The organism is Zhihengliuella halotolerans, assembly GCF_004217565.1.
Lineage (GTDB): Bacteria > Actinomycetota > Actinomycetes > Actinomycetales > Micrococcaceae > Zhihengliuella > Zhihengliuella halotolerans.
The window spans coordinates 1,324,355-1,338,985 of sequence record NZ_SHLA01000001.1 but is presented as its reverse complement, the minus strand read 5'-3'; the positions used below and the strand labels follow the sequence as shown (position 1 = coordinate 1,338,985).

Annotated in this window: 12 protein-coding genes and 2 tRNA genes; 6 read left to right on the top strand and 8 right to left on the bottom strand. The window is 69.5% G+C overall.

Annotated elements, in window-relative coordinates; translation table 11 throughout:
- Positions 1-20 precede the first annotated feature (20 nt).
- From EV380_RS05960 to EV380_RS05940, 5 genes are read left to right on the top strand one after another with little or no spacing between them, the layout of a single operon-like run.
- Positions 21-812 (top strand): NUDIX hydrolase, encoded by a 792-nt coding sequence (locus EV380_RS05960; RefSeq protein ID WP_242607520.1) that lies wholly within the window; start codon positions 21-23, stop codon positions 810-812.
- A complete protein-coding gene (gene nadA / locus EV380_RS05955) occupies positions 809-2,101 on the top strand; it encodes a quinolinate synthase NadA (protein WP_130450020.1) in 1,293 nt (430 codons plus the stop codon). The genes EV380_RS05960 and nadA overlap by 4 nt, the downstream gene beginning before the upstream one ends.
- Positions 2,098-3,792 (top strand): L-aspartate oxidase, encoded by a 1,695-nt coding sequence (gene nadB, locus EV380_RS05950; RefSeq protein ID WP_130450018.1) that lies wholly within the window; start codon positions 2,098-2,100, stop codon positions 3,790-3,792. Before nadA ends, nadB begins: the two co-directional genes overlap by 4 nt.
- The gene (nadC, locus tag EV380_RS05945) at positions 3,758-4,705 is read left to right on the top strand and encodes a carboxylating nicotinate-nucleotide diphosphorylase (protein ID WP_130450016.1); all 948 of its coding nucleotides are present in this window, start codon (positions 3,758-3,760) and stop codon (positions 4,703-4,705) included. The genes nadB and nadC overlap by 35 nt, the downstream gene beginning before the upstream one ends.
- Complete coding sequence (locus EV380_RS05940; protein WP_130450014.1) at positions 4,702-5,844, top strand: cysteine desulfurase family protein; 1,143 nt, start codon at positions 4,702-4,704, stop codon at positions 5,842-5,844. The genes nadC and EV380_RS05940 overlap by 4 nt, the downstream gene beginning before the upstream one ends.
- 12 nt (positions 5,845-5,856) lie before the next feature.
- Here the strand turns inward: EV380_RS05940 and EV380_RS05935 are convergent, their stop codons facing one another.
- The 8 genes from EV380_RS05935 to EV380_RS05900 form a co-directional block, all read right to left on the bottom strand.
- On the bottom strand, positions 5,857-6,318 hold the full coding sequence (locus EV380_RS05935) for a MarR family winged helix-turn-helix transcriptional regulator (protein WP_242607519.1): 462 nt from the start codon (positions 6,316-6,318) through the stop codon (positions 5,857-5,859).
- A complete protein-coding gene (locus tag EV380_RS05930) occupies positions 6,311-7,441 on the bottom strand; it encodes an LLM class flavin-dependent oxidoreductase (RefSeq protein ID WP_130450012.1) in 1,131 nt (376 codons plus the stop codon). The genes EV380_RS05935 and EV380_RS05930 overlap by 8 nt, the downstream gene beginning before the upstream one ends.
- A gap of 168 nt (positions 7,442-7,609) precedes the next feature.
- On the bottom strand, positions 7,610-9,100 hold the full coding sequence (locus EV380_RS05925; RefSeq protein ID WP_130450010.1) for a malate:quinone oxidoreductase: 1,491 nt from the start codon (positions 9,098-9,100) through the stop codon (positions 7,610-7,612).
- Positions 9,101-9,179: 79 nt separating this feature from the next.
- Positions 9,180-10,928, bottom strand: a complete 1,749-nt coding sequence (locus EV380_RS05920; protein WP_130450007.1) for an ABC transporter substrate-binding protein — start codon at positions 10,926-10,928, stop codon at positions 9,180-9,182.
- A gap of 106 nt (positions 10,929-11,034) precedes the next feature.
- Positions 11,035-11,119: transfer RNA gene (locus EV380_RS05915), tRNA-Leu, on the bottom strand.
- A gap of 82 nt (positions 11,120-11,201) precedes the next feature.
- Positions 11,202-11,672 carry a thioredoxin-dependent thiol peroxidase gene (gene bcp / locus EV380_RS05910; protein WP_130450005.1) on the bottom strand — a complete coding sequence of 157 codons (471 nt, stop codon included), beginning with the start codon at positions 11,670-11,672 and terminating at the stop codon, positions 11,202-11,204.
- Between the two features lie 64 nt (positions 11,673-11,736).
- Positions 11,737-11,812, bottom strand: a tRNA-Lys gene (locus tag EV380_RS05905).
- Positions 11,813-12,044: 232 nt separating this feature from the next.
- On the bottom strand, positions 12,045-12,521 hold the full coding sequence (locus tag EV380_RS05900; RefSeq protein ID WP_102160795.1) for a hypothetical protein: 477 nt from the start codon (positions 12,519-12,521) through the stop codon (positions 12,045-12,047).
- Positions 12,522-12,622: 101 nt separating this feature from the next.
- Between EV380_RS05900 and ilvD the strand changes: the two genes are divergently transcribed.
- A complete protein-coding gene (gene ilvD, locus EV380_RS05895; RefSeq protein ID WP_130450003.1) occupies positions 12,623-14,326 on the top strand; it encodes a dihydroxy-acid dehydratase in 1,704 nt (567 codons plus the stop codon).
- Positions 14,327-14,631 lie beyond the last annotated feature (305 nt).

The window sequence follows — 14,631 nt, the reverse complement described above, 5'->3', positions numbered from 1 at the left end:
TACTCCGGCGGCGGGGAGCCATGGAATTCCTGAACGTATCCGAGCGGGCGGCGATCAGCCCGGAGATCGCGGTGTCCACCGTGATCTTCTCGCTTCGCCGCGCCCCGGGCGCGGCCGACGACACGCCGCCGCGGCTCTGGATCCCGCTCGTGCGCCGCACCCGCCAGCCCTACCGCGGCCAGTGGGCCCTGCCCGGCGGACCGCTCGGCGCGCAGCAGTCGCTGGCCGCGGCCGCCGCGGAGAATCTCCGCACGACGACGGGCCTGGTGCCCCGCTACCTCGAGCAGCTCTACGCGTTCGGAGGCCTCGACCGTTCCCCGGCCCGGCGCGTCGTCTCGATCGTCTACTGGGCGCTCGTGCGCGGGGCAGATTCGAACGACGACGGGCCCGACGCGGGTGCGCCGCATTCGGAACTCATCGAGGATCCGAACGTCGCGTGGTTCCCCGTCGACTCCGACGAGGTGCGCGCGCAACTGGCGTTCGACCACGTCGAGATCGTCGAATACGCGCTCTGGAGGCTGCGCAACAAGGTCACCTACGGCAAGGTCGCCCACCGGCTGCTCGGTGACCGCTTCACACTCGCCCAGGTCCGTGAGGTCTACGAGGTCGTCCTCGGCACGCGGCTCGACCCGGCGAACTTCCGCCGCCAGCTCTTGAGCTCGCCGGGCCTCGCCGAAACGGGCGAGCACCTGCACGGCGTCAAGCACCGGCCCCCGAAGCTGTATCGCTTCGAAGACCCCGTCGACACACCCCCGAGCCCCGCCGCGCACGGCGCGGCCACCGCGTCCCTCCAGGAAGGTTCCCTCACATGACAAGCGTCCAGGTCAAGATCCAGAGCTTCGATCCGGCCCGCCCGGCCCCCGGCTCGGCGACCTCGCCGGTCGCCGCCTCCTGCACGCCTGAGCTCGCGGTGTCGCCGTGGAACTTCGATGCCGGCGCGCCCGCCTACGGGCCCGGCTCGTCGATGGAGGACGTCGCCCCGGCGGAGACGCCGCGCCAGGGCGTGATCCCCGAGGAGTACCGGCTGGCCGACGACGCCGAACTGCACGAGCGCATCTGCCACGCCAAGGAGCGCCTCGGCAACGACCTCGTGGTGCTCGGGCACTTCTACCAGCGCGACGAGGTGATCGAGCACGCGGATTTCGTCGGCGACTCGTTCCAACTCGCCAACGCGGCCCTGACTCGCCAGGATGCCAAATACATCGTCTTCTGCGGCGTGCACTTCATGGCCGAGACCGCCGACATCCTCTCCCGCGACGACCAGGCGGTCGTCCTGCCGAACCTGGCCGCGGGCTGCTCGATGGCCGACATGGCCGACTCCTCGAGCGTCGAGGAGTGCTGGGAGCAGCTCATGGAGCTCTACGCCGACGAGGTCGACGACGGCCGCGCCGCCGTCGTGCCCGTCACCTACATGAACTCCTCCGCCGCGCTCAAGTCCTTCGTCGGCCGCAACGGGGGGATCGTGTGCACGTCCTCGAACGCGGCGACCGTGCTGGAGTGGGCGTTCGAGCGCGGCCGCCGCGTTCTGTTCTTCCCCGACCAGCACCTCGGGCGCAACACCGCCAAGGCGATGGGCGTGCCGCTGGAGGCCATGCCGATGTGGAACCCGCGCCTGCCGCTCGGCGGCAACGACGAGCAGGCCCTGCACGCGGCGCAGGTCATCCTCTGGCACGGATTCTGCTCGGTTCACAAGCGCTTCACGGTCGAGCAGATCGACGACGCCCGCGCCCGGTACCCCGAGGCGAACGTGATCGTGCACCCGGAGAGCCCCATGGAGGTCGTCGACGCGGCCGACTCCTCCGGGTCCACCGACTTCATCCGCAAGGCCGTCGCGGCGGCCACCGAGCCGAGCGTCTTCGCGATCGGCACGGAGATCAACATGGTCAACCGCCTCGCCGACGAGTACCCGCAGCACACGATCTTCTGCCTCGACCCCGTGATCTGCCCGTGCTCCACGATGTACCGCATCCACCCGGGCTACCTCGCCTGGGTGCTCGAGGAACTCGTCGCCGGCCGCATCGTCAACCGGATCACCGTCGACGCGGCGACGACCGAGCACGCGAAGACCGCACTCCAGCGCATGCTCGACGCGAAGCCATGACCACCGACGCGCGCCGGGTGATCGTCGTCGGCTCCGGCATCGCCGGGCTCTACGCCGCGCTCGCGGCCGCCGAACGCTCCGGACCCGCGGACGAGCCGGCGGTCACGCTGCTGACCAAGGACCGGTTGCGGGATTCGAACACGTGGTACGCCCAAGGCGGGATCGCCGCGGTCACCCCCGACTCGGCGGCCACCGGCGATTCCGTCGCCTCCCACGTGGCCGACACGCTCGCCGCGGGCGCGCACGCCGGGGATCCGGCCGCCGTCGAACTGTTGTGCCGCGACGCGTGGGAGCACGTCGAGCGGGTCGTCGCCGCCGGGGCGGATTTCGACCGCGGCCCGGACGGTTTCGCTCTCGGGCTCGAGGGGGCGCACACCCACGCCCGGATCCTGCACCACGGCGGCGACGCGACCGGGGCCGGCATCGCCTCCGCGCTGATCCGCGCGTGCCGCGCCGCCGAGGCGGACGGGCGGCTGCGCATCCGCGAGGGCGCCTTCGTCACGGACCTGCTCCAGCACGACGACGGCGCGGTCGCCGGCGTGCGCCTGCTGCCGTCCGGCGCGGGGGAGACCGCTGACGAGCTGGCCGGGGACGCCGTCGTGCTGGCCACCGGAGGGATCGGTCGGATCTTCGAGTTCACGACGAACCCGGCCGGGGCGACCGGGGACGGGGCGGCTCTCGCGGATCGCGCCGGCGCCCGGCTCGCGGACGTCGAGTTCGTCCAGTTCCACCCGACCCTGCTCGACGCGGCTGCCGTCCGCGCGGTGGCCGGCGAGGGCCCGGCGCCGACGCTCATGATCTCCGAGGCCGTCCGCGGCGAGGGCGCGGTGCTGCTCGACGGGAACGGGCGGCGGTTCATGCCGGGCATCGACCCGCGGGCCGAGCTCGCGCCGCGCGACGTCGTGGCCCGCGCCATCCACGCGGCGCGCCGGGCGACCGGGGCCGTGCACCTGGACGCGCGTCACCTCGAGCGCGAGCGGGGCGCCGGGTTCCTGGCCCGTCGCTTCCCGGGCATCTACGCAGGCCTGGGTGCTGTCGGGCTGGATCCGGCCCGCGAGACGATCCCCGTGGCCGAGGCCCAGCACTACTGGATGGGCGGGATCGCAACCGACACGAGCGGACGCACGAGCCTGCCCGGGCTCTACGCCGTCGGGGAGGTCGCCTGCACGGGTGTGCACGGGGCGAATCGCCTCGCCTCGAACTCCCTGCTCGAGGGCCTCGTCTTCTCCTGGCGCGCCGTCGACGCGATCCTCGCGGGCCCCGGGCGGCCGGCCGGCGCGACCACGGTGTCTCGGCATGGGTCCGACCGCGCCTCTGCCTCCCGCCGCGTCTCGGCCCTGGCGGATGTCAGCACCGCCGGGCTCGGAGCGCGCTTGCGCCGGCTCGCAGCCCGCGATCTCGCCGTCGTGCGTGACGGGCGCGGCCTGCGCGCCGCCGCCGTCGCGACCGCGAACATTGCCGCCGAGGCCGAACGCCGCCTGGGCTCCCAGCCCGCGTCGCGCGAGACGCACGAACTCGCCAACGGCGCCCTAATCGCGCACCGCATCGCGTGCGCGGCGTTGGACCGGGAGCGCTCCCTCGGCGCCCACTTCCGCAGCGATGCCCGCACGGGCGCCGCCCGCACCACCGATACGAGAGACGAGACGGAAGAAGCCCATGCACCAGAGCACTTCGCAGCCGCCCGCCACTAGCCGCGCCGCGGCCCACCCGGGGCCACGCCCGGTGCCGGCCGCCGTCGTCGACCGGATCGTCGCCGCGGCCCTCGCCGAGGACGCGCCCGGCGGTGACATCACCGCGGACACGCTCATCGCCCCCGGCACGACGGCGGTCGGCCGGGTCGTCGCCCGCGAGGCCGGAGTGTGCGCGGGGCTGGCCGCCTTCGCCGCCAGCATGCGCCTCGCCGGCGACGGCGTGGACGTCACCGCGCACCTCGCGGACGGCGACCGGTTCGCCGCCGGCGACGCGCTCGTCACGGTGACCGGGCCGGCGCGCGCCGTGCTGACCGGCGAACGCGTCGGGCTGAACCTCCTGCAGCGGCTCAGCGGCATCGCCACGGCGACGGCTGCCATGGTCGCCGCGGCCGGGGGCGCGATGTCGGCCAACGGGCACCCGGTGCGCATCGCCGACACCCGCAAGACGACGCCCGGGCTGCGGGTGCTCGAGCGCTACGCCGTGCGCTGCGGCGGCGGTCACAATCACCGCGACAACCTCAGCGAGGCCGTCATGGCCAAGGACAACCACCTCGCCCTGCTCGGTGAGGGCGCGGAGCTGACGCGAGAGCTGCGAGCAGCCCGCGAACGGCTCGGGCACACTGTGCACTTCGAGGTCGAGATCGACCGGCTGGACCAGCTCGAAGCAGTCGTCGCCGCAGGCGTCGACACCGTCATGCTCGACAACTTCACGCTCGAGGACCTCGCCGAGGGTGTGCGCAGGATCGGGCGGCGCTGCCTCGTGGAGGCCTCGGGCAATGTCGGGCTCACCACGGTCGCCGGCATCGCCGCGACCGGCGTCGACGTCATCTCCTCCGGCGCTCTCACGCACAGCGTGCGCGCCCTCGACCTCGGCCTCGACTTCGAGACCGCGAACGACGGCGGCGCAGCGTGATCTACATGGACGCCGCGGCGACGGCCCCGACCCGGCAGGACATCCTGCAGACGGTCTGGCCGCTGCTCACGAACGACTTCGGCAACCCGTCGAGCCGGCACGAGCTGGGCACCTCCGCGGCGCGCGCCCTCGTCTTCGCGCGCACCACGGCGGCGGGCGCGCTGGGCGTGCGGGAGAACGACGTCGTCTTCACCTCCGGGGGGACGGAGTCCAACAACCTCGCCCTCAAGGGGCTGGCCCTGGCCGCGCCGCGCGGGCGGCACCTGGTGATCAGCGCCGTCGAGCACTCTTCGGTGCGCGCGGCCGCCGGCTACCTGCGCGAGCACCACGGGTTCGAGCTGAGCGTCGTCGGCGTGGATGCCCACGGACGCGTCGACCCCGAGGACGTGCGGGCCGTGCTGCGCCCCGACACCACGCTCGTGTCCGTCATGGCGGTGAACAACGAGGTCGGAACCGTTCAACCCGTCGCGCAGATCGCCGCCGCGGCCCGGGGTGCCGGCGCGCTCGTGCACACCGACGCCGTGCAGGCCGCCGGCTGGATCGACGTCGCCGCACTCGCCGAAGACGTGGACGCCCTCACCGTGTCCGGGCACAAGATCGGCGGCATGAAGGGTGCCGGCCTCCTGATGGTCCGGGCGCGCCTGCCCCTGGCCGAGCAGCTCAGCGGTGGCGGGCAGGAGCGTGGCCGCCGCAGCGGCACCGAGAACGTCGCCGGTGCGGTGGCCACGGCGCTCGCGCTGAAGCACGCGGTCGCGGCTGTTCGAGATGACGATGACGGTCGGGCGGGATACGGCGCCTACCTGCGTGACGCCGTCGTGCGAGCCCTGGGGGAGCGAGCCGTGCCCACGGGCCACCCGGACGATCGCGTGCCCGGGATCGTCTCGTTCTGCTTCCCCGGCACGTCGGGTGAGGCCGTGCTGCTCGAACTCGAGCGGCGCGGGGTGCAGTGCTCGTCGGGATCCGCGTGCCATGCCGGCAGCGACGAGCCCTCACCCGTGCTGCTTGCGATGGGCTACGCGCCGGACGTGGCGCTGACGTCTGTGCGCCTGAGCTTCACGCGTGAGGTCAAGGAAGCGGAGGTCACGCAGACGGCGCGCGCGATCGTCGCCGCTGTGCGGGCGGTGGGCCCGGGCCAGTAGTCGCCGGAAGGTTCAGCAGGACTGGACGGAGTCGCTGAGGGCCTGTGTGAGCCGCTTGAGCTCGGCGAGTTCGTCCGGGGTGAGCCCGCCGGCCATGACCTCGTGGATGTGCCTCACGTGAGCGCGGCCGATCCGGCGCTGCAGCTCGGCCCCCTCCTCCGTGAGGGTGATCAGCACGGCGCGCGCGTCCGAGGGGTCCGCGATCCGGGCGACGAGACCCCGCTCGACGAGCCGGTCGATCATCCGGGAGAGGCTCGGCTGGCTCAGCAGCAGGTGCTCGTTGAGGTCGCCCAGACGCAGCCCGCAGTCGGGTGCCCGCTTGAGGTTGAAGAGCACGTCGTACTCGCGCATGTTCAGCTCGCGGAACTCGGACAGCGCCTGCAGCCGGCGCATGATGGTCACCTGGCAGCGGAACAGGGATTCCCAGGCCTGCGCGGTCTCGCTGACCGACGGGAGGTTGTTGTTCTCAGCCACGGTTCTCCGCCTCCACTGCGTTGGACTTGATCTGGGCCGGCTTGGCGCCGGCCTGCCGAGCCGCGAGCAGCGACGCGTGGGTCGGGGAGTCGGGATGGTCAGCGGGCTTCCGCCTCGCGTATTCGGCCCGCAGCTCCGGCAACACGTACTCGCCAAACATGTCCAGCTGGTTCAACACCGTCTTCAGCGGCAGCCCGGCGTGATCGACGAGGAAGAGCTGGCGGTGGTAGTCGCCGAAGTACTCCTGGAAGGAGAGGGTCTTCTCGATGACCTCCTGCGGACTGCCGACCGTCAGCGGCGTCTGCGCGGTGAAGTCCTCGAGCGAGGGGCCGTGGCCGTAGACAGGCGCGTTGTCGAAGTACGGACGGAACTCGCGGACGGCGTCCTGGGACTTCCCGGCCAGGTAGAACTGGCCGCCGAGACCCACGAACGCCTGGTCCGCGCGGCCGTGTCCGTAGTGTTCGAACCGCTCGCGATAGAGGCCGATGAGCTGCTGGTAGTGCTCCTTGGGCCAGAAGATGTTGTTGGCGAAGAACCCGTCGCCGTAGTAGGCGGCGATCTCGGCGACCTGCGGAGTGCGGATGGAACCGTGCCAGACGAAGGGCGCGACGCCGTCGAGCGGGCGCGGGGTCGACGTGAAGTTCTGCAGCGCGGTGCGGTGCTTGCCCTGCCAGGAGACGACGTCTTCGTCCCAGAGCCGGTGGAGCAAGTGCACGTTCTCGACGGTGAGCTCGACGGAGTCCTGCATGTTCTTGCCGAACCACGGGTAGACCGGCGCGGTGTTGCCGCGGCCGAGGACGAGGTCGACGCGGCCGTCGGCGAGGTGCTGGAGCATCGCGAAGTCCTCGGCGATCTTCACGGGATCGTTGGTCGTGATCAGCGTGGTCGCCGTGGAGAGGATGATGCGCTCGGTCTGAGCGGCGATGTGCGCGAGTGTCGTGGTCGGCGACGAGGAGAAGAAGGGCGGATTGTGGTGTTCGCCGAGCGCGAAGACGTCCATGCCGATCTCTTCGACCTTCTTCGCGATCGCCACCGAGGCCTTGATGCGTTCGTGCTCGGACGGCGTCGTGCCGTCTGTCGGGTCGGTGGTGATGTCGCTGACGCTGAAGACGCCGATCTGCATGGTGTGCTCCTTAGACTCGAGGTTCTGCCTCCAGTATGCCAGATTTACATGCATTTGCATACATTGGCCAGATGGCCTCTCCCTGGCCGCATGTCGGCGGGTCAAGAACGAGCCAAGGCCCGGCAGATTTCTGCCGGGCCTTGGCGGGCGTGGTGCGGCCCGGGATCGTCAGGAACCGAGCTCGAGCGCCTTGTCTGTCGACGCGGTGACCTCCGCGAGGAGCTCTGGATTCTCGTTGAGCCGGCGGCCGAAACTCGGGATGATCTCCGTGAGCTTGGACTCCCAGCCGTGGAATCGGGTCGGGAAGCAGCGGCGCAGGACTTCGACCATGATCGGCGCGGCCGTGGAAGCGCCGGGGGAGGCTCCGAGCAGGCCGGAGATCGTGCCGTCGGCGCTCGTGATGACCTCGGTGCCGAACTGGAGCACACCGCCCTTCTTGGGGTCCTTCTTGATGACCTGGACGCGCTGTCCGGCAGTGATGAGCTCCCACTCGGCGCCGTCTGCGCCAGGGTAGTACTCGCGCAGGGCCTCGTCCTTCTTGGCCCGGGACTTGAGCACCTCCGTGATGAGGTACTTGGTCAGCCCCATGTTGTCCTTGCCGACCGCCAGCATCGGGATGATGTTGGACGCGCGGATCGACAGCGGCAGATCCAAGTACGATCCGGTCTTGAGGAAGTTGGACGTGAAGCCCGCGTAGGGCCCGAACATCAGGGAGCGCTTGCCGTCTACGAAGCGCGTGTCGAGGTGGGGCACGGACATGGGCGGGGCGCCCACGGAGGCCTGACCGTAGACCTTGGCGTGGTGGCGATCGATGGTCGCCTCGTTGGTGTTGCGCAGGAACTGGCCGGAGACCGGGAAGCCGCCGAACCCCTTGATTTCATCGATGCCGGCCGACTGCAGCAGGCCCAGCGCGCCGCCGCCGGCACCGACGAACACGAACTTCGCGTTGACCTTGCGCTTCTCGCCGGTCGCGTTGTTCTTGACTGTGATCTGCCAGCCGTCGCCGTTGCGGGCCAGCCGCAGCACCTTGTGGCCGAAGTTCAGGTCGACGCCGGAGCCGCCGAGGTAGGTCGTCAGCTGTCGCGTCAGGGCGCCGAAATCGACGTCGGTGCCCGAGGTGAACCGCGAGGCTGCCACGCGCTGGGACTCGTCGCGGCCTTCGGCGACGAGTGGTGCCCACTCGTGGATCGTCTCCAGGCTTTCGGTGTGCTCGATGTTCTCGAAGAGGGGCTGCGAGCGCAGGGCCTCGTAGCGGGTGCGCAGGTAGTCGGAGTGCGCATCGCCGATGACGAAGCTCATGTGCGGCAGCGGGTTGATGAAGGACTTGGCCGGGCCGATCAGGCCGCGGTCGACCATGTAGGCGTAGAACTGACGGGAGACCTGGAACTGCTCGTTGATGCCCACAGCCTTGGCCGGGTTGACCGATCCGTCCTTGCCGGCAGGTGTGTAGTTGAGCTCGCACAGTGCGGAGTGCCCGGTTCCGGCGTTGTTCCACGGTCCGGAGGATTCCAGTCCGGCCTCGTCAAGGTTCTCGAACAGGCTGATATCCCAGTCGGGTTCGATCTGCTTGATGAGGGTGCCGAGTGTGGCCGACATGATGCCGCCGCCGATGAGGGCGACATCGATGTTCTGGGTGGCGGTTGTGGCAGGCACAGGCAGTCTCCGTCGAAAGGCGTGGTTTTAACGACAGATTAGCGCGTGGACGTCAGCGCGCCGAAATCGGCCGCTGGGCGCCGGGTCAGGTTGTGAGCATCCTCACGCGGTCCAGCGGCTCGTCCAGGACGGGGCTGACCGGGTAGGAGGTGACGTCGGTCGAGACGGTCAGGGCGGAGATCGGGAACGCGAGCGGCAGCGCGGGCAGGTCGCGGGCGATGACCTCGCTGATGGCCTGGTAGGCGGCGGCGCGCTCCGGCGTGTCCGGCATCGATCGCGCGGCCGCGACATGGGTGCGCAGGTTCGCCGCGTCGTATCCGAATTGCGTCTTTGCTTCCGCGAAGATCGAACTCAGGAAGTGATCCGGATCGCGGTAGGAGCCGGTCCAACCGAGCAGGTGGAAGCCTGCGTACTCGCCACCGAAGACCGCTTCGAGGTAATCGTCACCCCACTCCAGCGGCACCGGTTCGATCTTGAAGCCGGCTTTGGTCAGCTGGGCGGCGATCTCCGCGTAGGTGCGTTCGGGCAGCGGCAGGTAGCCACGAGTGACGTTGAGCGGGTACAGGAAGGGGATCGGCTCGCCGTCGTACCCGGCCTCCTCGAGCAGGCGTTCCGCCTCGTCGACGTCGTAGCCGTAGTAGGTGGCAGGCGCCTCGATGCCGAGGCTCGGCGGCAGGAAGGCCCTGGCCTCGGCGGTGCCGGCGATGAACCGGTCGTCGATGACCTGAGACCGCTGGATCGCGTGGGAGGCCGCCTGGCGGACCGGCAGCGAGGACAGCGGGCCTTCCGACTGGTTCATGCCGAGGTAGAGGACCGAGAAGGGGTCCCGCTGCAGGATCTGCTGGCCGCTGCGGACGAGCTCGCGCATCTCGGCGGTCGTCACGGCATCGAAACCGTCCACGGAACCGGCGAGCATCGAGCGCAGCCGCGACGCCCCGTCCCGCAGGACCGTGAACTCGATGCGGTCGACCGCTTCGGGGCGCTTCCGCCAGTGCCCGGTGTAGCGTTCGAGCGTATGGACCCCGTCCTCGGCGCCGACGTACCGGTACGGCCCGGTTCCGATTGGTGCCTCGGGGGTCGAAGCGGGCGCGGCGATCGCCAGGCCGGGCAGCGTCAGCGCCTGCACGAGCCCCGTCAGTGGGGCGTTGAGTTCGAGCACGAACGTTGCCTGGTCCGCTGCCGTGCAGGAAGCGAAGTAGCTCTCGCCCTCGCGGACGGCCTCGGGCACGTCGGGCAGCCCGTCGAGGGCGTTCTGCATGTGCTCGTCGAGCTCCGGCTCGTCCGTATCTTCGGACGGCGTCGTCGTTTCCGTCTCCCGATGATGAAAGACCGCCTTGAACGCGAGCGCGTCCGGAGTGGAAGGGTTGTCGGTCCGGCGCGCCCAGCGCTCGAAGTTCCGCACGACGACGTCGGCGGTCAGTTCCGTTCCGTCGTGGAAGGTGACCCCGGGGCGGAGCGTGAAGGTGTACGTGAGGCCGTCTGCGGACGCTTCCCAGTCGGTGGCGAGGGCCGGCTGCGGCGCCCCGTTGTCCGGGTCGGTGCGCATCAGACCCTCGAAGATCTGCCGCGTGAGGCGGTGCGAGTCGGCGTCGATCACCAGCGACGGGTCGAGGGAGCGTGGCGCCGAGGGGGTGCCGAGGCGGAACGCGACCGGACCTGCCGGGGACGGCGACGGTGTGGCCGACGGCGCGGGCGTCGTCGTCGTTCCGCACCCGGAGAGCCCGAGCAGGGCGGCGGAGCCGAGGCCCGCGCCGAGACCGAGCAGAGAACGCCGAGAGAGATACCCGCCGTGGCCGTCAGCCGGTCCGGGGGAGTGCTCGTTGCCGGGATTCACCGCTCGGTCTCCTTGCTGCCTCGTGACGAGTGCCTGTTGTGGTCGCCGCCGGAACCGGCGGGTTCCGATACTGAAAACCGACCGGCGCGAAGCCGGTCGGTGATCGTGGTGCGAGCGGGGGGACTTGAACCCCCACGTCCGAAGACACTGGAACCTAAATCCAGCGCGTCTGCCAATTTCGCCACGCTCGCTGAGCGGACCGCTTACGGCACGGGGCCGGAAGCGGACCAAACCAGTGTAGCCGACCCGCCTCGGCGGCGGGGTCAGCAGGGGTTAGTCGAGTCCCAGATCGCGACGCAGTTTCGCAACGTGACCTGTGGCGCGCACGTTGTACTGGGCGAGCTCGACCTTGCCGTCCTCGTCGACGACGATCGTGGAGCGGATCAGGCCTTCGTAGACGCGGCCGTAGTTCTTCTTCTCGCCCCAGGCGCCGTAGGCCTCGGCGACCGCGTGGTCCTCATCGGAGAGCAGGGGGAACGTCAGCGATTCGTTCGCGACGAAGGTCTCCAGCTTGGCGACCTTGTCGGGGGAGATGCCGAGAACCTGGTATCCGGCGCCGGCCAGGGATGCGATGTTGTCGCGGAAGTCGCAGGCCTGAGTTGTGCAGCCAGGAGTGGAAGCCGCCGGGTAGAAGTAGACGATGACCTTGCGGCCGCGCAGGCCGGAGAGCAAGACCTGCTCGCCGCCGGCCGAGGTCAGCTCGAAGTCGGGGGCGGTGGTGCCGGGGGTCAGGCGTTCTGCCATGAGAGATCCTCCTCGATTCGGTTAAACTAAAAGGAGGTCAGCCGCGCGGCTGACCTCCTTTTCCTGGTGCACCCCCCGGGACTTGAACCCGGAACCTACTGATTAAGAGTCAGTTGCTCTGCCAATTGAGCTAGAGGTGCATCATGCTCTGCGGCGGCTCTTTTCGGTGCCTGCCGCGTTCGCAACGAGATAAAACAATACATGCCCTGATCAGGCCGTGCAAATCGAAACCACTCTTTGAGGTGCACTTCACACTTGTAGGCCTCAGGCAGGCTTGGTCGGTGGTTCTGATCGCGCCCGCGCGCGTACGTGCACGCGCGCGGACGGATGTTAAGGCTAGGGGCAGGTGCGGCGACCTGGAACCCGCGCCGATCAGGCCGAGGAGGCGGAGGCCAGCTCGTCAACGCGCGTCATGAACTCGTCCATGAACCCCACGAAGTCCTCGGCGTCGATTTCCTGCTCGAGCAGAGTTCGCGTCCCGCCGTCCGGGGAGACTGAGGGTGGAACCTCGATGCTCGGGTGGGTCGCGACCTCGAAGCGGAAGACGCGACCGGTGCTCGTGCCGACCTCGAAGCCGCCATCGCGGACCTCGGCGAGGTGGGAGAGGTTGGTCAGGTTGATCGAGACTGCGGCGTCGCGCGGGGTGAGGGTCGCGGGGTTGACCGGTGCGATGACGAGTTCGAGTGGCTGCCGTCGAAATCCGACGATGAAGCATCCGCTCCCGCCCGCGTTGCCCGTCGCATAGACCAGGTTGTAGCTGCCGAAGTTGGGAATCTGATCGTCGAACGCACGATGAAGGTGCGCCTTCAGTGCCGCATCGTTCAGATTGCCATCAGTTTCGTAAGCCATGCGACCAGTCTATGGGCGGGGACTGACAGATCGCTGGACATCGTTACGCGACGTAGTCACGGGTTCACGTTTCAGTTTGTGACGGGCCTAGAATCGCGGCTATGACGCAGGACTCCACACCAGACATCAAGCCACGCAGCCGCGCCGTCACCGACGGCATCCATGCCGCCCCGGCCCGCGGAATGCTCCGCGCCGTCGGCATGGGCGACGACGATTTCGCCAAGCCGCAGATTGGCATCGCCAGTTCGTGGAACGAAATCACCCCCTGCAACCTCTCGCTCAACCGCCTGGCCCAGGGCGCCAAGGAAGGCGTGCACGCCGGCGGCGGCTACCCGATGCAGTTCGGGACGATCTCCGTCTCCGACGGTATCTCCATGGGCCACGAGGGGATGCACTTCTCGCTCGTCTCCCGAGAGGTCATCGCGGACTCCGTCGAGACCGTCATGATGGCCGAACGCCTCGACGGCTCCGTTCTCCTGGCCGGCTGCGACAAGTCGCTGCCGGGCATGCTCATGGCCGCCGCGCGACTGAACCTCTCGTCCGTCTTCCTCTACGCGGGAACGATCATGCCCGGCTTCGCCCGCATGTCGGACGGCTCGGAGCGCGAGGTCACCCTCATCGACGCTTTCGAGGCCGTGGGCGCCTGCGCCGCCGGCACCATGAGCGAGGCCGACCTCGACGCGATCGAGCGCGCGATCTGCCCGGGCGAGGGTGCGTGCGGCGGCATGTATACCGCCAACACGATGGCCTCGATCGGCGAGGCCCTTGGCATGTCCCTGCCGGGCTCGGCCGCCCCGCCCTCGGCCGACCGCCGCCGCGACATGTTCGCGCACAAGTCCGGCGAGGCCGTCGTCGAGATGCTACGCAAGGGCATCCGCGCCCGCGACATCCTGACCAAGGAGGCGTTCGAGAACGCGATCGCCGTCACCATGGCCTTCGGCGGCTCCACCAACGCCGTGCTGCACCTGCTCGCGATCGCGCGCGAGGCAGAGGTCGAGCTGACCCTCGACGACTTCAACCGCATCGGCGACAAGGTCCCGCACTTGGCCGACATGAAGCCGTTCGGCAAGCACGTCATGTTCGATCTGGACCGGATCGGCGGCGTGCCCGTCATCATGAAGGCACTGCTCGACGCCGGCCTGCTGCACGGCGACTGTCTCACCGTCACGGGTAAGACCGTCGCGGAGAACCTCGCCGACATCGCTCCGCCGGACGTCGACGGCAAGATCCTGCGCCACATGGACAACCCGCTGCACAAGACGGGCGGCGTGACCGTCCTGCACGGTTCGCTGGCCCCGGAGGGTGCCGTCGTGAAGTCGGCCGGCTTCGACGCCGACGTCTTCGAGGGCACCGCCCGCGTGTTCGAGCGCGAGCAGGGTGCGCTCGACGCGCTGGACCAGGGCGAGATCAAGGCCGGCGACGTCGTCGTCATCCGCTACGAGGGCCCGAAGGGCGGGCCGGGCATGCGCGAGATGCTCGCCATCACGGGCGCCATCAAGGGTGCGGGCCTCGGCAAGGACGTGCTCCTGCTCACCGACGGTCGCTTCTCTGGCGGCACCACGGGCCTGTGCATCGGGCACGTGGCCCCGGAGGCCGTCGACGGCGGCCCGATCGCGTTCGTCCGCAACGGCGACACGATCCGCGTCGACATCGCCGCGCGCTCCTTCGACCTCCTGGTCGACCCGGCGGAGCTCGAGGCGCGCAAGGAGGGCTGGGAGCCGCTCCCGGCCCGCTTCACCAAGGGCGTGCTCGCGAAGTACACCAAGCTGGTCAAGTCGGCCAGCGTCGGCGCCTACTGCGGCTGATTCACGACCGTGTACGACGACGGAGGGTGGCCGCGCGGGCCGTGGCACCTTCCGTTGTCGTCGTGTAGTGTCCAAAGAGTGAAAGCAATGTCCAAATAGTGAGACGGTAGGCTGGGCTCGTTGACACCCGTCGTGGGGACGGGAAAACTGAGTGGCATGCAGAACATCATCACCGTCCTACGAGTTACCAAGCGCGTGGCCTGATCCGAAACACGGACAGCCCCTTGGTTGGACAGGTAACGCGCTAATCCCCACTGAAGCCGCACTCGGCCAGAGGGGTTTTTTTATGCGCGAAAGAAAGAGAA

Bases quoted from the DNA above. Each gene is read 5' to 3' on its own strand.
- bcp (WP_130450005.1), bottom strand. From the start codon at position 11,672: ATGGCAGAACGCCTGACCCCCGGCACCACCGCCCCCGACTTCGAGCTG.
- nadA (WP_130450020.1), top strand. From the start codon at position 809: ATGACAAGCGTCCAGGTCAAGATCCAGAGCTTCGATCCGGCCCGCCCG.
- EV380_RS05930 (WP_130450012.1), bottom strand. From the start codon at position 7,441: ATGCAGATCGGCGTCTTCAGCGTCAGCGACATCACCACCGACCCGACA.
- EV380_RS05960 (WP_242607520.1), top strand. From the start codon at position 21: ATGGAATTCCTGAACGTATCCGAGCGGGCGGCGATCAGCCCGGAGATC.
- nadC (WP_130450016.1), top strand. From the start codon at position 3,758: ATGCACCAGAGCACTTCGCAGCCGCCCGCCACTAGCCGCGCCGCGGCC.
- nadB (WP_130450018.1), top strand. From the start codon at position 2,098: ATGACCACCGACGCGCGCCGGGTGATCGTCGTCGGCTCCGGCATCGCC.
- ilvD (WP_130450003.1), top strand. From the start codon at position 12,623: ATGACGCAGGACTCCACACCAGACATCAAGCCACGCAGCCGCGCCGTC.
- EV380_RS05900 (WP_102160795.1), bottom strand. From the start codon at position 12,521: ATGGCTTACGAAACTGATGGCAATCTGAACGATGCGGCACTGAAGGCG.